Origin of the sequence: Streptomyces caelestis, assembly GCF_014205255.1 — a bacterium.
Taxonomy (GTDB): Bacteria; Actinomycetota; Actinomycetes; order Streptomycetales; family Streptomycetaceae; genus Streptomyces; species Streptomyces caelestis.
The window spans coordinates 1-18,140 of sequence record NZ_JACHNE010000001.1 but is presented as its reverse complement, the minus strand read 5'-3'; the positions used below and the strand labels follow the sequence as shown (position 1 = coordinate 18,140).

Genomic DNA, 18,140 nt, shown 5'->3' with positions numbered 1-18,140 from the left:
ACCCTAACGAGCACGCTCCCAGCGCCTGCGGCAAGCACCCGAACCAGCACCGTTCGAATCTTGAGCTGGGCAAATGCGCAGCTCAAGATTGAAAACAGGCACTGACCGAACAGGCCGCCGACGCCGCCGTCGACCAGGCATGCCGGATGCTCAGGCTGCCCACCATCCGGGCCCAGTTCCCCGAACTGGCCGAAACCGCCGCCCGCGACCAGATGTCGTATCGCGGGTTCCTCGCCGAACTGCTGATGGCCGAGTGCGACGACCGGGCCCGGCGCCGCTCCGAACGGCGGATCAAGGCGGCGCAGTTCCCGCGGGAGAAGTCGCTGCGGGCCTTCGACTTCGAGGCCAACGGGAACGTCGACGCGGCGGTCATCCACACCCTGGCGACCTGCGAATGGGTCAAGAAGGGCCTGCCGCTCTGCTTGATCGGAGACTCGGGCACCGGCAAGTCCCACCTGCTGATCGCGCTCGGGACCGAGGCGGCCATGGCCGGCTTCCGGGTCCGCTACACACTCGCCACCAAACTGGTCAACGAGCTGGTCGAAGCCGCGGACGAGAAGATCCTGACCAAGACCATCGCCCGCTACGGGCGCGTCGATCTTCTATGCACAGACGAGCTGGGCTACATGGAGCTGGACCGCAGGGGTGCTGAGCTGCTGTTCCAGGTGCTGACGGAACGCGAGGAGAAGAGCAGCGTCGCCATCGCCTCCAACGAGTCGTTCGGCGGGTGGACCCGGACGTTCACCGATCCGCGGCTCTGCGCGGCGATCGTCGACCGGCTCACCTTCGGCGGGAACATCATAGAGACCGGCACCGATTCCTACCGGCTCGCCACCACCCGGGCCCGAGCGGCGCAAGACGCGGCCACCAGCTGACGGAGCTTGACCGTGACGGGGTTCCGCCCCTCACCCGCTCGTGCGGCGCCGATAGTAGTGCACGGTCACCGCACCCAGCAGCGGCCCCCAGGCGGCCACAGGCAGATAGCAGGCGGTCAGGAGCCAGTTGCCCCACGGCGTGATGTCCATCTGAGCGTGCAGAGTCGTCCAGACGAGCAATACTCCATAGACACTGCAGGCGAGAGTGCCAAACGCCGCAGGGATAACCGCAGCACGTACCGGGACCGGACGGCCTCCGAGGTACGGCAGCCAACGCGGCCACACTTCTCCCCACGGCCGTACCAACCCGAGTGTCAGCCAGGCCAGACCTTCTTGGGCCAGCGACAGCAAAGGCAGCACCAGCAGGCCCCAGCCGGGCAGGAGCATCGCATCGTACTCGGACTGTCCGAGTCCAAGCGGAACACCCAGCACGGCAGCGAGGCGCCACAAAGCCGATGGCAGAGACACCCAGACGACCGCGGCCGCCGCACGTCGCGCCCAGGCCGGGACGCCCGGGACCGTCCGATTCGATGCGTGGTCGGATAAGTGCTTTCCTTCGGTCGGCGCGTTGTCGGAGAAGGGAACAGTGGTGGGCATGCGGCACGCTCCTCGATCAGCAAGGTCCCTCGATGTCCTTGATGCTTTCGCAGCCCCCCGCCACCCGCGTCCGGCCACGGCATGAACACCATCCGCCACACGGCGTAACCGCATTGCCGCCGTATCAGCCCCGAGGCGTACGCGCCGCCGCAGCCAGGCAGTGTTACTCGGATCACCGAGCGGACCAGAGAGCGATTCCGGCGATGTGGAGTGCCGCCATGTCGCGGCCGCATGAAGGGCCCTCAGGCGCCAGCAGCGTTACTGGTTCTCATCAACATTTCCGAGCCAAGTGATCGCTAAGAGGTCCTAACAAAGGCGTTGGACGTGTCGGTGGGTGATGAGGCAGGTGGCGAGGCCAAGGAAGGCTTCGTGGATGTCGTCGCGTCTTTCCCAGCGGATGCGCAGGCGGCGGAAGCCGTGGAGCCAGGAGATGGTGCGTTCGACGACCCAGCGGAAGATGCCCAGGCCGGAGCCGTGCGGCTGTCCGCGTTCGGCGACCACGGGCCGGATACCGCGTTTCCGCGGCAGCCGCCGGTGCTTGTCGTGGTCATAGCCGCGGTCGGCGAAGAGCATGTCCGGCCGTCTGCGTGGCCGTCCGACGACGCCGGCCACGGGTGGGACCTTGTCCAGCAGGGGCAGGAGTTGGGTGACGTCGTTACGGTTCCCGCCGGTCAGCGACACTGCGAGCGGGACGCCCTGGCCATCGACAAGGACGTGGTGTTTGCTGCCCGGCCGTGCGCGGTCGACCGGGCTGGGACCGCTTTTGGGCCTCTGCGGGCCGCCCGCACGTGGGAGGAGTCGATCACCGCCCGCGACCAGTCCAGCTGCTTCGCCGACCGCAGCCTCTTCAGCAGCACCAAGTGCAGCTGGTCCCACACGCCGGCCTCGTTCCAGGCGGCCAGGCGTCGCCAGCACGTCATACCCGAACCAAAGCCCAGCTCCTGCGGCAGGTACTCCCACTGGATGCCGGTGTGCAGCACGAACAGGATCCCGCACAGGGCCTGCCGGTCAGGCACTCGCGGCCGGCCCGCCACCAGCTTCGGCCCCGGCTCGGGCAGTAACGGCTCGATGAGCGACCACAGTTCGTCCGACACGATCCACGGCCGCGACTGACGTTTCCCCACGACCCGACCAACGAGCAGACAAGCCCGATGGTCACTTGATCAACAACTTCTGTTAGGACCTCTAAGTGCTGCCCAAACCCGTCGACAAACGTTGCCCACTCCCACCTACGAAACCACCTCGATGACGTCACCGACGAAGAACTCCCCCGCCTAACGGCAATGCAGTTGCTTTTGAGCTGGGCGGGTCCTCAGAGCTCGTAACACGATCTTGTTGATGTGTCCTGGTTGGGCGTGACCGATGTGACGATTCGGCCGTTCGGGATGGTGTGAGTACTCGGCCGTGGACCGTCGATGACGACTTGTGGGCACTGATCGAGCCCCTGCTGCCGCCCTGGCCGGAGCGGTCGCCGGGGCTGCGGCCGGTGGCGGACCGGCTCTGCCTGCAGGGCGTCCTGTACGTCCTCTGCAACGGCATAGCCTGGCAACTCCTTCCCCTGGAGCTGGGGTTCGGCTCCGGGCAGACCTGCTGGCGCAGGCTGGAGCGATGGCAGCAGGCCGATGTCTTCGATCAGTTGCACCGCATCCTGCTCGCCGAACTGAACGCCGCCGGCGAGCTCGACTGGTCGAGAGCGTGCGTGGACGGCTCCCACATCCGCGCGAAGAAGGGGGCCCCGACACCGGCCCGTCGCCGGTCGACCGGCGGAAAACGGGCAGCAAACACCACTTGATCTGCGATGGACGCGGCACACCACTCAAAGTCATCACCACCGCGGCCAACGTCAACGGCATCACCCAGACCCTCGCCCTCGTCGACGGCATCCCGCCCGTCGCAGGCCGTCCCGGCAGACCACGCCGTCGCCCCGACGCCCTGCTCGGCGACAAGGGCTACGACTCCAAGGCCAACCGCCTCGAACTGCGCAAGCGCCGGATCCTGCCCGTCATCCCCCGCAGAGGAGCACCGAACGTCCAGGGCCTGGGCAAACTCCGCTACGTCGTGGAGCAGACCTTCGCCCTGCTCCACCACTTCAAACGCCTTGCCGTGCGATGGGAACGCCGCACCGAACGTCACGACGCCTTCGTCTCCCTCGCCTGCAGCCTCATCTGCTGGCGACGGCTTCGGAAGCCCAAGAACGACTGACCGGTGTCAGGGCAGGCAAGGACGCCAGCAGGCTGCTTCAGCACGTTGGTACTCTCCGCATCTACGGCGAGGAGGGGAGATGACCGTGGGAGCAGAGCCGTCAAGTCCTCCGAGCCGCTGGTTCAGAGGAACGGGCTTTGGGGTCCTCTTCGGTGGACTGACCGCAGTGGTGTCCACTGCTGCCATTGGGAATGCATGGGCTGTATGTGACATCGGCAACGGCGTAACCAATGGCATGGCCTTGCTGTTTCTTGTCCCTCTCATATGGATTGCCGCTGCGGTTTCGTGGGTGATCCTGCACAGCACCATCGGAAGACGTCATCGCAGGACAGCCCTGACTGCAGGGCTCATCTTCACCCTGTGGTTCACCTGGTTCCTTGTCACATGGCTTGGCATGCCGGACTCCTACCCCGCACCGTTGTGCGCGGGCAACGTCCCACCTTGGTGGCCGAGCTTCATCCCTGCATGACTCCGGCGAAGCCTGTGAACCTTGGCAGCGGCACCCTACTCAACAGCACCCCCGACCAGCCGCTGCACGCCAGCAAGATCGTGTTACGAGTTCTTAGCCGGGCGTGGGAAGGCGCGCGGGCGCGGTGTTGCTCACCTGCTGGAAGATGACCGAGGTGCGGAAGCCGGTGATTTCCCCGCGCTTGCTGAGCCGGTCGGTGAGGAAGGCGTGCAGGTGGTCCAGATCCTGAACGGCGACGTGAAGGAGGAAGTCGTCGCCTCCTGAGAGCACGAAGACGTGGAGAACTTCTGGCAGGCCACTGGCGAAGCCCTTGAAGGCGTCGATGACGACGCGGTTGAGAGGGCGGACCTGAACCGACACGAGCGCCTGAACGCTGCGGTTGAGGGCCGCGGGATCGATGTCGGCGTGGTAGCCGCGGATGACACCACGGCGATGGAGTGCCCGAACCCGCTCCAGGCAGGTCGACGGGGCAATGCCGAGCTGCCGGGCGAGCTCGCGGTTGGACTGCCGCGCATCTGTCTGGAGAAGCCGGACGATCTCCGAATCAAGTTCATCCATGGCCAGTCACCCACCCCTATTTCAGTCAAACGTTCGGTCAATCGCCTGACCAACGAGTCATTCGTCCAGTATGACGTCATCGGATTTGAACAACAGAAGGGAACTGGCGGACTCATGCTCGATCATGAGCAGGTCGCGATCCACACCGGTCGACGCTCCCGATTACCGGTGATCGTGGCCGTTCACTCGACGGCGCTCGGTCCGGCGGCCGGCGGCCTCCGGCTCTGGCACTACCCCGACTGGCGCGCCGGCTTCACCGACGCCCTTCGCCTATCGGCTGCGATGACCTCGAAGTTCGCCGTGGCCGGGCTGCCCAGCGGCGGCGGGAAGGCCGTCGTGGCCCTGCCGGAGGGGATGGAACTCGATGCCGACCGGCGCCGCGACATCCTGCGTGACGTGGCAGACGCCATCGCATCACTGAGCGGTGCTTACGCCACCGGGCCGGATGTCGGGACCAGCCCCGACGACATGGCTGTCATCGGGGAAACCACCCCCCACGTGTTCTGCCGACCGGCCCACCTGGGCGGCAGCGGCGACTCGTCCCCGCACACCGCGCAGGGCACTCTGGCCGCCCTGCGGGCTGTCAGCCGACGGCTGTACGGCACCTCGAGTCTGGGCGGCCGCAGTCTCGCCGTGATCGGTCTGGGCCGCGTCGGCGCCGGCCTCGCCCGCCTGCTCGCCGCCGAGGGAGCCGTCCTGACGGTGACCGACATCGATCCGGACGAACAGAAGATCAGCGATGGGCTCGGCGCTGTCTGGCGGTCGCCCGACGAGATCCTTGCCGCGGACGTGGACATCGTGGTCCCCGCGGCTCTCGGCTCCGTCCTGACCAGGCAGACCGCGGCGGATCTCCGCTGCCGTGCCGTGGTGGGACCGGCGAACAACCAGCTCGCCACCCCGGATGTCGCAGACCTGCTGCACCAGCGCGACATCATCTGGGTGCCGGACTATGTCGCCAGCGCCGGGGGAGTCATCGACGCCGTCAGCACCGAGCTGCACCGCGTCAGCGCGGACGAGGCCCGCGCACGAGTGCGCGCCATCGAGGACACCGTCGACGCCCTGCTGGACACCGCGCAGCGCCACGGCCAGACCCCGGCGCAGGCGGCGAGCGAGTTGGCCCGGCGCCGACTGAGCGCCGCCGTCAGGCCCACGGGGTCACCCACGGGGTCGTTGCGGTTGCGGGCAGCGGGGCCCGGTGACGCCGAGAACATGGCTCTGTTGCACGCCGACAGCTGGCGTCGGCACTACCGCGGCGCGTACTCCGACGCGTTCCTGGACGGTGATGTGGTGGCCGACCGGCGGTCCGTCTGGTCCTCGCGCCTCTCCCACGCGAGCGGCAGCGCGACGGTCGTCGCCGAGGACGACACCGGGCTTTGCAGGGTTCGTCCACGCCATCTTCGACGAGGACGGCCGCTGGGGCAGCCTCGTCGACAATCTGCACGTCACCCAGCACCGCCGAAGAACGGGCCTCGGCACCGCGCTGCTTTCCCACGCCGCGGCGGCCATCGCCGAGCGCGCGAGGGGCAACGCCATGTACCTGTGGGTGCTCGAACAGAACACGGCGGCCCAGGAGTTCTACCGAGCCCTGGGCGGCACCTGCGTCGAAGAAGCACTGGTTTCGCCCCCCGGCGGCGTGGTGTCCCGGCTCGCAGGCTCCCCCGCCAAGCTCCGCTTCACCTGGCCCGACGCCTCGCTGCTCGCGTCGACCAGCGGACGGCACGGCATACCGATAATCCGAAGGAGCACGCCATGAACCCTGACGCGACTACCAGCGTCGACCACTACGACAGGCTGCTCGCCGAGCACTACACCTGGATGCTGGGCGGCGACGTTCACGAGGTCGCCGCCCGGCAGGCCGCGCTGCTCGCGGAACTCGGCCTGGCGGGGACCGATAACGACACAGCCGTCGACCTGGGCTGCGGCTCCGGTGCGCAGACGCTGGCGCTGATCCGCCTCGGCTTCTCCCCCGTGATCGCCGTGGACACCAGCCGCCGGCTGCTCGACGAACTCATCTCGTACGTCGGGGACGCCGAGGCGGTGCGGCCGGTGCATGGCGACATCTGCACCGTGCTGCCCGAGGCGGCCGAGCCGGGCACGGTCGCGGCAGTCGTCTGCATGGGAGACACGCTTCCCCACCTCCCGTCCAAGGCGGACGTCCCCGTGCTGCTCGGCCACATCAACCGTGCCCTCGTCCCGGGCGGCCACTTCGTGATCACTTACCGCGATCTCACAGCGGAGCTGCGCGGCACGGACCGTTTCATCCCGGTCCGCAGCAGCGACGACCGGCTGCTCACCTGCTTCCTCGAATACCGCGACGAAGACACAGTGATCGTCCACGACCTGCTCCACACCCGGACGAACGGCGCCTGGCAGCAGCAGGCAAGCAGCTACCCCAAGCTGCGACTCGCCTCCTCCTGGCTGGTCGAACAGTGCCGGGCCGCGGGACTGGACGTCCGCCACGACGCCGCAGACTCCAGGGGGATGCGGATCCTCCACGCCGTGAAGCCTTGACGGGCGTTCATGGCTCCCGGACGGCACCGGTGATAACCGTGGGGTGACGACCTTGCGGACGGCTGCGGGTTCGGGCACGGTGCCTTCCCGGTCGGCGAACGGCAGGAGCCCGGCGCCGACCAGAGGCGATGGGCGGCGGCCTCACCATGCGGTACGCGACCGTGGTAGGCACGGCCGCGGTACGCGACCGTGGTAGGCACGGCCGCGCGAACAGCGCGAACAGAAGGAGGAACATGAGCGATCCCACCAGAAGAGCCGAACTGTTCGGAGGCGCCGACAGCGACCGCCGGTTCACCGGCCCGACGACCGGCGACGAACGGCGGATGCTCATCGATGTCCTGAGCGCCCAGCGCGCCACACTGCAGTTGAAATGTTCCGGCCTGGGCCCGGAGTTGTCCCTGCGGTCGGTGGAACCATCCACGCTCTCACTCCTCGGCCTGGTCCGGCACCTTGCCGATGTGGAACGCCGCTGGTTCCGGCGGGTCCTGGCCGCGCAGGACGCGCCGGCCCTCTTCTCCTCGACTGCCGACCCCGACGGGGACTTCGACGGCGCCACGGATGACCCCAGGGTGGTCGCCGAGGCATGGGAGGCGTGGCGGACCGAGGTGGCCTTCGCCGAACGGTTCGTCACCGAGGCCCCCGACCTCGACGTCGAGGGCGACGACTCCTGGCGCGGGACGGTGTCGCTGCGCTGGGTACTCATCCACATGATCGAGGAGTACGCCCGCCACAACGGCCACGCCGACCTGCTCCGCGAGTGCATCGACGGAGCCGCCGGCGTATGAGGTCGGGATCCACTTCGGCCTGGCCATTGTTGCCGAGAGCCGTTTCGTTCATCTCTCGGCCTGGCCTGTGAACGGCAAGAGGCAGCGCCTGCAACACGCACAGACTTGACACAGAATGGTCGTAGTCGACGCCGTCGACCGGCCGCACGTGCTCCGGCGCGCGCACCCACACCCGGTACTCCGCAGCCTCCACACCGCCGTCCTCGCCGTCCGGGTACGAGGGCAGCCCCACGAGGTAGAGCCAGCCCGATTCCGTCTGCCGCCGCCTCCCAAAGGGGAGACCACGAGGCGCCGCAGCACGGCCGCGCACCGCTCAGAGGGTCTGTGCCGTCTGTGTCCGGCACGGGCCCCCTGGTGCAGCCTTCCACGCGGCTACGCCGCCGCCCACTCCAGTCCGAGGTCGGCGAGCTGCTGGTGTCCGGGAGCGGTTTTCTTGATCAGTGGGTGGTGGGTTGGCCTGGGCTGATCAGTTTGGTGTTGGTGGTACTGGGGGCTTCAGACCGGCTGGTTCTGGTTCGGTGATGGAGGAGCGGAGGTTCTGGCTCGTGTGCTGAGCTGTCGCTTTGTCAGGTGGAGTGAGCGTTGGTCAGCGTGGTCAGTTTGCTTGCGTGCTGATCAGGTTCGTTGAGTGCTGGTATGTGCCGGTGTGGTGGTGGGGTGCCTGGACCGGTCTCTTCAGGCCCGTGACAGCATGCCGAAGACCTCGTCAGCCGCCGGAATGAACGGGGTGACTTGGTGCCGACGGCCTCGACGACTCCGCAGACGTCGTCCGGGCACCACTTGCCGCCCGGTCCCGTTGCCGCCGCCGTGAGGACGAGTACCTCTCCGCGATCTGCGCGTCGGTCTGTCTTCAGTTTCGGTCGGTCTCACAGTGCGTCCTTCCTCGCAACGCGGCGATGGTCGAGGCGTCGCGCGGGCTGGAGAAGTGGAGCAGGGCCGATTCGGCAGCGGCGTCGGTGTCGTCGTGTTCCTGGTCCTCGCCGTTCTCGCCGCCGGCCCGATGATCTGCCCGTTCTCATCGCGCCGGACGTGCACCTTGCGCTTCCCGCTGCTGAGGGCACGGGAGGTGAGCAGCTCGACGAGTCGTTCATCGTGACTGCGGAGTCCTTGGAGGACCGCTACAAGGGGGCGGAAGCTGGCGCTGGCGACCATGTCGGTGGGGTCCTCGCCGGGCTCCAGGAACACCGGCACGATGATCCGTGCGACCTTCGTTGAGCTGTCGCGGTTCAACGTGAGTGCGCGGCCGATGTTCTGTAATGGTGGTCGGCTGCGGCTGCCCGCGGCTGTGGCTGAGCGTGTCGGTTGATGGCGGCGATCACCCGCGGACCAGGCCCAACTCGCCCGCGCGTACTCCGGCCTGGAAACGGGAGCCCGCGTTGAGGGTGACGAGCAGTTCGGCGACCCGGCGGCGGTAGGTGCGCAGCGACATGCCGAGTTCCCGTGCGGCTGTCTCGTCGGTGGCGCCGGAGGTCAGGGCGCGCAGAACCCTTGCGGCTTGGGCGTCGATCCGGGGCCGTTGCGCGCTGAGGAAGGCCGCGAGGTCGGTGGCGCTCTCCCAAGCGGCTTGGAACAGAGCGTAGGCCCCGTCGACCAGGGCCGGTGTGGCGCTCATGGTGTAGGTGCGGTGTCCGTGGGCGGCCGGTGCGGGTGTGATGGGGCTGGTGAGGATCATGGTTCGCCGGTCGATGAAGAAAGCTCCCCGGGACAAGGGGGCGGCGGTGATCCGGATCTGCATGCCGTGTGCTGCCATCTCGCGCAGGGCTTCCCGGTCGCGCTCGTCGGCGAGTACGGCAGGGCTGTACAGCTTGCGGGCCGGAACTGCCCCGTTGCGGCGCATCGTCAGGCGGGCGGCCTCGCGCGCGCCGGGCCAGGTGTCGAGGTCGCGGGCGACGTTGACCCATTCCGTGTCGTCGGACTCCGTCAAGGGCTTGAGCCGCGTCCAGAGCTCAACATCACCGCGAAGCATCATGACCTGTGACATGCGTTCATTGTGCGGGTGGCAGCAACATGCCACGCTCTCGTCGGCTGGTGCCGGGCCGTACAGGCTCAAGCCCATGAGCAACAGATTCCGCCTCGGCGGCGACCTGGACGTCAACAGGCTCGGATTCGGCGCCATGCGTCTGCCGTCCAAGGACGGTATGGGCGGCCCCGCCCGCGACCCCGAGGCTGGCCGTGCCGTGCTGCGGCGCGCCGTCGAACTCGGGGCCGACCACATCGACACCGCCGACTTCTACGTCAGCCACGACGGTGCGGTGCGTGCGAACAGCCTGATTCGCGAGGCGCTGTACCCCTACCCGTCCAACCTGGTCATCGCGACCAAGGTGGGCCCGATCATCCATCCCGACGGCCTCCACCAGGGCACCCCGGCCGACATGCGCGGCCTTGTCGAAGCCAACCTCACCGGCCTCGGCGTGGACCGGCTCGATCTCGTCTACCTGCGCATCGGGGCGATGACACCCCCGCACGGCGAGTCGCTCGCCGAACGCTTCGAGGCGCTCGCCGCGCTGCGCGAGGAGGGCCTGATCCGGCACCTCGGCCTCAGCAACGTCGACACCGGCCATCTCGCGGAGGCTCGCGCCATCGCACCTGTCGCCGCCGTACAGAACCACGCCGCCCAGCGTGACGACGCGGACGTCATGGCCGCCTGCCAGGAGTCCGGCATCGCTTTCGTGCCCTTCTTCCCTGTGGGCGGCGGTCGGGAACTCGACGACGAGCGTCTCGCGAAGGTGGCGGCCCGGCACCGCGCCACCGTCCCCCAGATCGGCCTCGCCCGGCTGCTGGCCTCCTCCCCGATGGCCCTGGCCATCCCGGGCACGGGATCCCTCCCGCACCTGGAGGACAACATGGCCGCCGCCGCGATCACCCTCACCGACGACGACCTCGCCGACCTGTCCTGACATCGCACACGAAAGAAGCCCCTGCCATGAAGCTGCTGATCCTCGGCGCGACCGGTCCCACCGGCCGTCATGTCATCGACCTGGCGGTGCGATCCGGTGACTCGGTCACGGCCTTCGTCCGCAACCCGGCGGCCCTGGGTGACCTGGCCAAGCGGGTCACGCCGGTCACCGGCGACGCCACCTCACACCGCGACCTCGCCGCCGCCGCGGCCGGGCACGACGCGATCGTCTCCGCGCTCGGCAGGGGAAATTCGATGCGCGCCGACGGCCTCTTCACGCGCGCCTCGGCGGCCGTGATCGGCGCAGCCGGGGAAGCGGGTGTCTCCCGCCTGGTGTGGCTGTCGTCGTTCGGTGTCGGCGACACCTTCCACTGGTCGAGCACCACACAGAAGCTGATCTACAGCACGCTGCTGCGGTCGATCTACGCCGACAAGGAGATCGCGGACGAGAGCATCCGCTCCAGCGGGCTGGACTGGACCGTGGTCTACCCCACCAGGCTGACCCACGGCCCCGCCATGGGCACGTACAGGGCGGACGACCGGCTGCCGATGAAGGGCAACCCGACGATCAGCCGCGCGGACGTCGCTGCCTTCATGCACCAGGCAGCACACGGCAGCGAGTGGATCAACCGCGCCGCCGTGATCTCGGACTGAGTGTCCGCACTCCGAGTATGACAGTCGTTATAGACGGGGCCTCGGGCTCTATAACGCCTGTCATAGGAGGATGTCCTGACGATCATTACCGTGAACGCCCCCAAGGGACACCTCGGCCTTGAGCAGCGCCGTGAGCTGGCCGAGACGCTGACGGACGCGGTGCTGGTGCCCGAGGTGGGGAAGCCCGCTCCGGCCGCCCGCGTGGGGTTCCAGGTGCACTTCGTCGAGCGCGAGCTGGACATGATGGCCATCGGCGGACGGCTGCTTTCGGACGCCGGTCAGGAACTCGACGTGATGGTGATCGACATCGCGGTCATGGACGCCGCCTGGCAGCCGGACGTACGAAGCCAGGTCATCGAGCGCGTCCTGGCCGCGCTGGCGAAGTCCTGCGGACTGGAGAAGCCGTCACCGACGTGGTGGGTCAACTTCCGCGTGATCGACGAGGGCAGCTGGGGCTCGTCCGGGGGCGTGCTGTCCGTCCTCCCCCTCCTTGAGGGCGGTGTGTTCACGGAGGGGAGGGCCAAAGCCGTCCGTGCCGCGCTGGGCGCCTGAAGTCGACAACGACGGTTCCAGGCATGCACGGAGCCCTGCCCCTGCCCGGTCAGCCCTTGATCGCGGCGAGGACGAGGGCCTGCAACTGCTCCGCGGTGCGATCCAGGGGCTGAGTGCTGCGCTTGGCGCGGCACATGGCCACGGTCCCCTCGACGGCCGCGACGACGAGGGTGGCGAGCTGGGCCGCCTGCTCACGCTCGGCGCCGTGCTCGCACAGCGAGTCGGCCAGCAGGCTTTCCCAGGCGTCGAAGACGTCAGCTGCGGCTACCAGGGCGGCCGGCGTCTCGTCCGTGGGCGGCTCCTCGATGGAGACGGCGAGAACCGGGCAGCCCGCCCGGAAGTCACTGTCGACGACGATCTTGCGCCACAGGCCGAGGAACGCCCGCAGCCCGGAGGCCGGCCCCGCCTCCAGCTCCTTGCGTAGACGGCGCGCGACCCACTCGCCCGTGTAGCGGACGGCCTCGGTGGCCAACTGCTGTTTGCCTTCGGGGAAGTAGTGGTACGTCGAGCCGAGCGGCGCCCTGGCGTGCTTGGCCATCTCGCGGATGCTCGTCGCGTTCAGACCGCGCCGGCTGATCATGTCGGCCGCACCGGCCACGATCCGCTCGCGCGCCGCCGGGCTGGGCTTGGTCACGTACATGATCCCTTCTGACCCCACTGGATATAACAGCCGTCATAGTCTAGCGTGACCGGCACTTATAACGACCGTCATATACCTGTGTCGTCGAACGACAAGAAGACGAACGAAACAAAGCGAGGTATGCCATGCCGATGATCCGGCTCACCGCCCCGGCCGCCGCCCTGACCGCACAAGGCCGCCAGAGCATCCAGCGTGACCTCGCGGCGGTGCTGCTGCGCTGGGAGGGCGCACCCGACACGGCGTTCTTCCGCGCCCAGGCATGGAGCTACCTCACCGAACTGCCGGAAGGCGCCCAGACCACCGCCGAGGACGACGCGCCGCGCTTTTTGGTGGAGGTCACCGTCCCACAGGGAGCCCTGTCCGAGCGCCGCAAGGCGGGCCTGGTCGAGGAGGCGACGAAGACCGTCCTGGCCGCGGCCGGCCTCGGCCGGGACGACGCCCCGCGGGTGTGGGTGCTTGTGCGCGAGCAGCCCGACGGCACCTGGGGTGCGGGCGGCTCCGTCATCCGCTACGCCGACCTGGTGGCACTGGCGAAGGGGCAGCGCACCGATGCGTGAACTGACCTACGTCGCCCGGCGCACCGTCGAGTGGCGCGAGGCACCCGACCCTCGACTCCAGTCCGATGGACAGGCGATCGTCGCACCGGTGGCCGCCACCTCCTGCGACGTCGACTCCTCCATCCTGGCCGGTCACGGCTTCATCGACCCACCGTTCGCCCTCGGCCACGAGTGCGTCGCCCGGGTCGTCGAGACCGGCGACGCCGTGACCACCGTCGCCACCGGCGACCTGGTCGTCGTCCCCTGGTCCATCAACTGCGGCACCTGCGAGCGATGCCGGGCCGGGCTGACCGCGCACTGCACCGCCGTCCCCTACATGGCGATGTACGGCGCACCGATCGGCGGCACTTGGGGCGGGCTCTTCTCCGACCTGGTCCGCGTGCCCTACGCCGACGCCATGCTCGTCCCGCTACCGGCCGGCCTCGACCCGGTCGCCATGGCCTCCGCGAGTGACAACTGGTCCCTGGCCTGGCGCCTGGTCGCCCCGCACCTCAAGGCCTGCCCCGGAGCACGCGTCCTGGTCGTCGCCCGCGGCAGTATCGGCCTGTACGTGTGCGACATCGCCCGCGCCCTTGGCGCCTCCGACGTGCTCTACGTCGACCCCGACCCCGAACACCGCACCCTGGCCCGCGCGTTCGGGGCCGCCACCGCCGAGACCCTGGACCCGATCCCCCAGGGCTACGACATCGCCGTCGAGGCCACCGGCCGCGTCGACCAGCTCGCCCTCGCCGTCAAATCCCTGACTCCGGAAGGGATGTGCGAGTCGGCGGGCAACCATTTCCGTCCCGGTGAACTGCCACTGCTCGACATGTACCTCAACGGCGTCACCCTGCGCATCGCCCGCGACAACGTCCGTGCCCACATCCCCGACGCCCTCGCACTCGCCGCCTCCGGCAAGGTCGCCCCCGAGAAAGTCGTCTCCCGCGTCATCGACTGGGAGGACCTGCCGACCGCGCTGCCGGAGAAGCACCTCAAGCCGGTCTTCGTCCGGGCCGATGACTGACCGCACCCGGCCCGCACCCCACCAGCCCACCCCACCGAGAAACCCGATGCACACTTCCCTCACCGACCCGCCGCCCACTGGCACTGCCACCGACCCCACGCGAGCGACAGCCGGGGAAGAGGAACTGGAAGACCAGAAGGCGGCCATCACCCACCTCGGTCACGAACTGCGCGCCCTGGTGGAAGCCACCGTCCGCACCGCCGCCTCCCCGGACACCCTCCACCGTGTGGCGGACGGCGTCCGCGCCGTCACCAGCCAGCTGACGGGCCGACAGCGGTCGCGGGCGGAGATCCCCGAGGTGGACGAGTTCCCCACAGGGACACGTATCTACAGCCCAGTGACCGGGGCCGGAAGCCCGCTGGCCCCGCCCGTACAGGTAACACCCACCGCCGACGGCCTGGTGGGTCACTGCACGCCCGGCATCGCCCACGAAGGGCCGCCCGGCTACGGCCACGGCGGCATGAGCGCCATGCTCCTGGACGAACTCATGGGCCGCGCCTGCGCAGCAGCGGGAACGCCCGGCCTGACCGTCTCCCTTCAGATGCGCTACCACCGCCCGGTCCCACTGGAAACACCTCTGCGGATCCTCGCCCGCGTCACCGGCACGGACGACCGCAAGATCTTCGTGAGCGGGTCGATCACCACCCAGACAGACCCTGACGCGAACCTCGTCACGGCCGACGGGGTCTTCATTGCTCCCGACCCCCACCGCACTCGCACCCTGTTCCCGGGGCTGCAAGCCGAACGGTAACCAGCCAGGCATACGGCGTATCCCCCGCCAGAAGTTGCCGGCGGAACGGATCCGGCACACCACGGCAAACCCCCATTGCTCAAGCGTCCTGGGCCAACAGCACGCCTACCTCCGGTCCTGCCTCCACAGTCGGCACCGTCACGCCCAGTCCATGCCCAGCTTCCGCAGTGCGTCCAGCTGTTCCTGGGTGAGCTTGTCCCGCCTCGCGCGGGTGTTCGATACCCATACGCCCAACTTGATGACCACCGGCTCGGCCTCGCCGCCGACCGCGATCTGTTCACTGTGGCCCCTCGGCACGGGCCGATGACCTTCCCGCTCCACCCACTGTGCGAGGGCCGTCAGGCCGCGCTGGAAGGCCTGCTGTGCCTTGCTCGTGCCCTTCGTCGCACCCTTGGCGGCCGGGGCGGGAGACGGCTCCTCCAGCGGCTTGATGCCCAGCGTGGACAGCCGCTCCTGCTGTTCGGGCAGGAGCCGCGCCCAGGTGCCCGGATTCTTCTGCTGCTGGAGCCACTTGCCGATGTCGTCGCCGTCCATGAGCACGCCGGGCTGGATCTCGGGCAGGCTGCCGTCGGCCTCGACCAGGTCCGCGAGGACGCGGTAGTGCCGCTGCCAGTCCAGCGGCCACGGGCAGTCCCAGTCCGGGTCGATCGCAGTGAGCTGTGCTGCGCGTACGGCGGCCCGCTTCGGGTCCTTGCCCAGTCCGTTCTTCGCTCCCTTCCGCCGGAGTTGGCCATGTGCTGCCCGATGGGCACCATCGCCTCACCTTCGCCCAGACCGAGTCCTGACGCGGCGCGAGGTGCCCGGTGGCCCTCCGGTACGAGCGCAGCGCGGCGAGCTTGTTCTCCCACGCCTCCTCTCCCGGCTCCCAGACCATCCCGGCCTCCGGGGCGTCCAGCAGTTCCTTGCGGTGGGGGTCGAGTTCGCCGGCGCGCAGCGTCCTGCGCTGCTGGTGCACCCACCGCCCCAGCGGAAACGACTTCGTCACGCCCACTTCGGCCTCAACGTCGTACGGGACGGCGTAGAGGCCGGTGATCTCGTTGTCCGATCGCCACCGGAGCAGGGCCTGGTAGCCCTCCAGCCACGCCAGGGACTCGGGCCGGTAGACCCGGGTGCGCAGGAACGCAGCGATGGTCGCCGCGTCGCGCGGGCTGGAGAAGTGCAGCAGGGCCGCTTCGGCGGCGGCCTGCGTGTCGTCCTGCTCCTGGTCCTCGCCGTCACCTTCGCCGCCGGCCCCGACGATCCGCCCCCTCTTCGTCGCGCCGGACGTGCACCTTGCGCTTGCCGCTGGTGAGCGCACGGGAGGCGAGCTGCTCGACCAGGCGCTCATCATGCGAGCGCAGGCCCTGGAGCACGGCCACGAGCGGCTTGAAGCTCGCGGAGGCGACCATGTCGGTCGGGTCCTCCCTCGGCTCCAGGAACACCGGCACGATGATCCGCGCGACCTTGGTGGAGCCGTCCTTGTTGAGCCGGAGCGCCCGGCCGATGTTCTGGACGATCTCCACCTGGGAGCCGCGGGTGTCGGCGAAGCAGATCGAGTCGACTCCCCTCTCGCCTGTGATGTCGACGCCTTCCCCGAGCACGCGAACGCTGGCGAGGAAGGCGCGATGGATCCGTCGGCCGGCCGCGTCGATGCCGTTGGCGAACTGGCGCAGCGCCTCGCGCCGCTCGGCCACGAGGTGGTCGCCGCACAGCCATGCCGACCACACCCGGTCCGGGGGTACGTGGCGGCCGGCCTCCAGCTCGTAGAACTCCGCGTCGATCGAGGACTTCGGCAGCTTGTCCGCAGCGGCCAGGTCGTCGTCGGAGGCGTCGTTGACGTACAGCTCCGCTGCCGTCTCGGGCAGCTTCTCCGCGAACGCGGCGGCCTCCTCCACCTTCTGGTGGAACGTCATGACCGTGCGGAGGTTGTACGCGGCCGCGTGTTCCAGGAGCGCGGTCTGCAGGAGCGCCAGGCGCCGGCCGCGCCTCACCTCCTCCGACTCCCCCAGCACGGGGGAGGGGTCGCGGATCTCCAGCACGTCGATCTCGAACCCGGCGAGGATCTCGCGCTCGATCGCCTCCGAGAGTCCGAGCTCCGCGAGCCACGCGCCGTAGGTGCCCTCCGGGTCGTCAGCCATGGTCGCGATCTCCGCTTCCTGGCCCTCCGCGCCCTTCTGCGGGCGGGGCGAGGCCAGGATGCGCGGGGTCGCGGTGAGGTAGAGCCGGAAGTCGGCGGGGATCCGCTGGTTGTCGTGGATCGCGGCCCACGGTCGACCAAGATCACCGGCGGTTCCGTGGGCCTCATCCACGATGGCGAGGTCGAAGCCTGCCATCTGCTGTCCGTAGAGGCGTTCCCCGCCCGCCCAGAGCGGCCTCCAGCGGCCCGCGAACCTTCCGCTGGCCCGTCGGGCCCTCCGGGTCCTCGCGGTCCACGAGAGAGGCATACGTGGCGAACACGACCACCGGCCGGACCCGGCCCACAGAGCGAGCTGGATCGGGTTGGTGGTAGTGCGCACCCCGAGCTCGTTGAGGACCGGGTCGTTCTCCAGCGAGCACACCGCGACCATCGGGGCTTGGTGACCCATCAGGCGCCACGCGTGGGCGGTCTGCACGAGCAGGTCCAGGGTCGGCACGGTCACGAGGATCCGGTCGTCCCGGAAGCACTCCAGAGCGCATGCGGCCGCCGTGATCGTCTTGCCTGAACCGGTCGCTGACACGATCGTGCCCCGAGCCCCCTCCGGGGGCACAGATGATCTTGCAGGAAATCCAACCCATTTACGGAGAGCCGACCTTTGGTCAACCTGGTGTTCCTTGAGTTGGATTGCAGACATTTCCCTGCTCCCCTTGGCGCCTTATTCTGGCAGTTATTTAGACAGCTACGTGCAGGTGTGAGTGAGCGGCTGAGTCGCCCCAGATCGACGCATTGGCGACATGCCAGCCGCCGGGCCTTCCGTCCTTCCACAACGGCTTGTTGTCCGGCTCGTAGTGCCGGGCTCACGCGTGCAGAGGATGACGTCCCCGTCAGACAGCTCCACCGTCCGCGCCGTGCACAGACCGCCGGCCTCCCCCCAGTGCCGCCGACACCCGGCGCCGCGCCCGTTGGAACGCGGC

The 18,140-nt window shown here is 68.8% G+C and carries 16 protein-coding genes and 4 pseudogenes; 12 read left to right on the top strand and 8 right to left on the bottom strand.

What is annotated here, in order from left to right; genetic code table 11:
- Positions 1-101 precede the first annotated feature (101 nt).
- Positions 102-875 (top strand): IS21-like element helper ATPase IstB, encoded by a 774-nt coding sequence (gene istB, locus HDA41_RS00090; protein ID WP_184992999.1) that lies wholly within the window; start codon positions 102-104, stop codon positions 873-875.
- A 30-nt stretch (positions 876-905) separates the two neighbouring features.
- Here istB and HDA41_RS00085 read toward each other — a convergent pair whose 3' ends face one another.
- Both HDA41_RS00085 and HDA41_RS00080 read right to left on the bottom strand, forming a co-directional pair.
- Complete coding sequence (locus tag HDA41_RS00085) at positions 906-1,472, bottom strand: hypothetical protein (protein ID WP_184979524.1); 567 nt, start codon at positions 1,470-1,472, stop codon at positions 906-908.
- Between the two features lie 306 nt (positions 1,473-1,778).
- Positions 1,779-2,569, bottom strand: a protein-coding gene (locus HDA41_RS00080) for an IS5 family transposase (RefSeq protein WP_376706845.1) whose coding sequence is annotated in 2 segments (ribosomal slippage) — positions 1,779-2,239 and positions 2,239-2,569 — 792 coding nt in all. Because the reading frame shifts where the segments join, the coding sequence is not laid out codon by codon here.
- A 293-nt stretch (positions 2,570-2,862) separates the two neighbouring features.
- On the opposite strand from HDA41_RS00080, the gene HDA41_RS00075 reads away from it, so the two are divergent.
- A protein-coding gene (locus HDA41_RS00075; RefSeq protein ID WP_230299867.1) for an IS5 family transposase occupies positions 2,863-3,674 on the top strand; the annotation gives its coding sequence in 2 pieces (ribosomal slippage) (positions 2,863-3,180 and positions 3,183-3,674; 810 coding nt in all).
- Positions 3,675-4,236: 562 nt separating this feature from the next.
- Here HDA41_RS00075 and HDA41_RS00070 read toward each other — a convergent pair.
- Positions 4,237-4,701 (bottom strand): Lrp/AsnC family transcriptional regulator, encoded by a 465-nt coding sequence (locus tag HDA41_RS00070; protein ID WP_184979519.1) that lies wholly within the window; start codon positions 4,699-4,701, stop codon positions 4,237-4,239.
- 114 nt (positions 4,702-4,815) lie between these two features.
- On the opposite strand from HDA41_RS00070, the pseudogene HDA41_RS00065 reads away from it, so the two are divergent.
- The 4 genes and pseudogenes from HDA41_RS00065 to HDA41_RS00050 form a co-directional block, all read left to right on the top strand.
- A pseudogene (locus tag HDA41_RS00065) lies at positions 4,816-5,844 on the top strand (Glu/Leu/Phe/Val family dehydrogenase); the annotation flags it as partial.
- Between the two features lie 139 nt (positions 5,845-5,983).
- Entirely contained in the window at positions 5,984-6,454 is a 471-nt protein-coding gene (locus HDA41_RS00060) for a GNAT family N-acetyltransferase (RefSeq protein WP_230299869.1), read from the top strand.
- A complete protein-coding gene (locus HDA41_RS00055) occupies positions 6,451-7,212 on the top strand; it encodes a class I SAM-dependent methyltransferase (protein WP_184979517.1) in 762 nt (253 codons plus the stop codon). The genes HDA41_RS00060 and HDA41_RS00055 overlap by 4 nt, the downstream gene beginning before the upstream one ends.
- A 233-nt stretch (positions 7,213-7,445) precedes the next feature.
- Positions 7,446-7,997 (top strand): DinB family protein, encoded by a 552-nt coding sequence (locus HDA41_RS00050; RefSeq protein WP_184979515.1) that lies wholly within the window; start codon positions 7,446-7,448, stop codon positions 7,995-7,997.
- 118 nt (positions 7,998-8,115) lie between these two features.
- On the opposite strand, the pseudogene HDA41_RS42170 reads toward HDA41_RS00050, so the two are convergent.
- The 3 genes and pseudogenes from HDA41_RS42170 to HDA41_RS00045 form a co-directional block, all read right to left on the bottom strand.
- A pseudogene (locus HDA41_RS42170) lies at positions 8,116-8,307 on the bottom strand (DUF6233 domain-containing protein); the annotation flags it as partial.
- 561 nt (positions 8,308-8,868) lie between these two features.
- A pseudogene (locus tag HDA41_RS40735) lies at positions 8,869-9,254 on the bottom strand (DEAD/DEAH box helicase); the annotation flags it as partial.
- Positions 9,255-9,312: 58 nt separating this feature from the next.
- The gene (locus tag HDA41_RS00045) at positions 9,313-9,978 is read right to left on the bottom strand and encodes a helix-turn-helix transcriptional regulator (protein WP_184979513.1); all 666 of its coding nucleotides are present in this window, start codon (positions 9,976-9,978) and stop codon (positions 9,313-9,315) included.
- Between the two features lie 73 nt (positions 9,979-10,051).
- Here HDA41_RS00045 and HDA41_RS00040 point away from each other — a divergent pair, with 73 nt between their 5' ends.
- The 3 genes from HDA41_RS00040 to HDA41_RS00030 all read left to right on the top strand — a co-directional run bounded on the left by HDA41_RS00040 (position 10,052) and on the right by HDA41_RS00030 (position 12,099).
- Positions 10,052-10,894, top strand: coding sequence for an aldo/keto reductase (locus HDA41_RS00040; RefSeq protein ID WP_184979511.1), 843 nt, complete (start codon positions 10,052-10,054; stop codon positions 10,892-10,894).
- 26 nt (positions 10,895-10,920) lie between these two features.
- The gene (locus HDA41_RS00035; protein WP_184979509.1) at positions 10,921-11,547 is read left to right on the top strand and encodes an NAD(P)-dependent oxidoreductase; all 627 of its coding nucleotides are present in this window, start codon (positions 10,921-10,923) and stop codon (positions 11,545-11,547) included.
- Positions 11,548-11,622: 75 nt separating this feature from the next.
- Positions 11,623-12,099 (top strand): tautomerase family protein, encoded by a 477-nt coding sequence (locus HDA41_RS00030; protein WP_184992997.1) that lies wholly within the window; start codon positions 11,623-11,625, stop codon positions 12,097-12,099.
- A gap of 49 nt (positions 12,100-12,148) precedes the next feature.
- On the opposite strand, the gene HDA41_RS00025 is transcribed toward HDA41_RS00030, so the two are convergent.
- The gene (locus HDA41_RS00025; protein ID WP_184979507.1) at positions 12,149-12,739 is read right to left on the bottom strand and encodes a TetR/AcrR family transcriptional regulator; all 591 of its coding nucleotides are present in this window, start codon (positions 12,737-12,739) and stop codon (positions 12,149-12,151) included.
- Between the two features lie 125 nt (positions 12,740-12,864).
- Between HDA41_RS00025 and HDA41_RS00020 the strand changes: the two genes are divergently transcribed.
- From HDA41_RS00020 to HDA41_RS00010, 3 genes are read left to right on the top strand one after another with little or no spacing between them, the layout of a single operon-like run.
- The gene (locus tag HDA41_RS00020; RefSeq protein ID WP_184979505.1) at positions 12,865-13,296 is read left to right on the top strand and encodes a tautomerase family protein; all 432 of its coding nucleotides are present in this window, start codon (positions 12,865-12,867) and stop codon (positions 13,294-13,296) included.
- Entirely contained in the window at positions 13,289-14,299 is a 1,011-nt protein-coding gene (locus HDA41_RS00015; RefSeq protein WP_184979503.1) for a zinc-dependent alcohol dehydrogenase, read from the top strand. The genes HDA41_RS00020 and HDA41_RS00015 overlap by 8 nt, the downstream gene beginning before the upstream one ends.
- A gap of 46 nt (positions 14,300-14,345) precedes the next feature.
- Complete coding sequence (locus HDA41_RS00010) at positions 14,346-15,050, top strand: PaaI family thioesterase (protein ID WP_184979501.1); 705 nt, start codon at positions 14,346-14,348, stop codon at positions 15,048-15,050.
- 138 nt (positions 15,051-15,188) lie between these two features.
- Here HDA41_RS00010 and HDA41_RS00005 read toward each other — a convergent pair.
- Positions 15,189-17,860 (bottom strand): annotated as a pseudogene (locus tag HDA41_RS00005) (helicase associated domain-containing protein).
- Positions 17,861-18,140: the final 280 nt, after the last annotated feature.

What these genes read in the sequence shown, in the direction of transcription:
- HDA41_RS00085 (WP_184979524.1), bottom strand. Translation starts at nt 1,472, where the DNA reads ATGCCCACCACTGTTCCCTTCTCCGACAACGCGCCGACCGAAGGAAAG.
- HDA41_RS00070 (WP_184979519.1), bottom strand. Translation starts at nt 4,701, where the DNA reads ATGGATGAACTTGATTCGGAGATCGTCCGGCTTCTCCAGACAGATGCG.
- HDA41_RS00060 (WP_230299869.1), top strand. Translation starts at nt 5,984, where the DNA reads ATGTGGTGGCCGACCGGCGGTCCGTCTGGTCCTCGCGCCTCTCCCACG.
- HDA41_RS00055 (WP_184979517.1), top strand. Translation starts at nt 6,451, where the DNA reads ATGAACCCTGACGCGACTACCAGCGTCGACCACTACGACAGGCTGCTC.
- HDA41_RS00050 (WP_184979515.1), top strand. Translation starts at nt 7,446, where the DNA reads ATGAGCGATCCCACCAGAAGAGCCGAACTGTTCGGAGGCGCCGACAGC.
- HDA41_RS00045 (WP_184979513.1), bottom strand. Translation starts at nt 9,978, where the DNA reads ATGTCACAGGTCATGATGCTTCGCGGTGATGTTGAGCTCTGGACGCGG.
- HDA41_RS00040 (WP_184979511.1), top strand. Translation starts at nt 10,052, where the DNA reads ATGAGCAACAGATTCCGCCTCGGCGGCGACCTGGACGTCAACAGGCTC.
- HDA41_RS00035 (WP_184979509.1), top strand. Translation starts at nt 10,921, where the DNA reads ATGAAGCTGCTGATCCTCGGCGCGACCGGTCCCACCGGCCGTCATGTC.
- HDA41_RS00025 (WP_184979507.1), bottom strand. Translation starts at nt 12,739, where the DNA reads ATGTACGTGACCAAGCCCAGCCCGGCGGCGCGCGAGCGGATCGTGGCC.
- HDA41_RS00020 (WP_184979505.1), top strand. Translation starts at nt 12,865, where the DNA reads ATGCCGATGATCCGGCTCACCGCCCCGGCCGCCGCCCTGACCGCACAA.
- HDA41_RS00015 (WP_184979503.1), top strand. Translation starts at nt 13,289, where the DNA reads ATGCGTGAACTGACCTACGTCGCCCGGCGCACCGTCGAGTGGCGCGAG.
- HDA41_RS00010 (WP_184979501.1), top strand. Translation starts at nt 14,346, where the DNA reads ATGCACACTTCCCTCACCGACCCGCCGCCCACTGGCACTGCCACCGAC.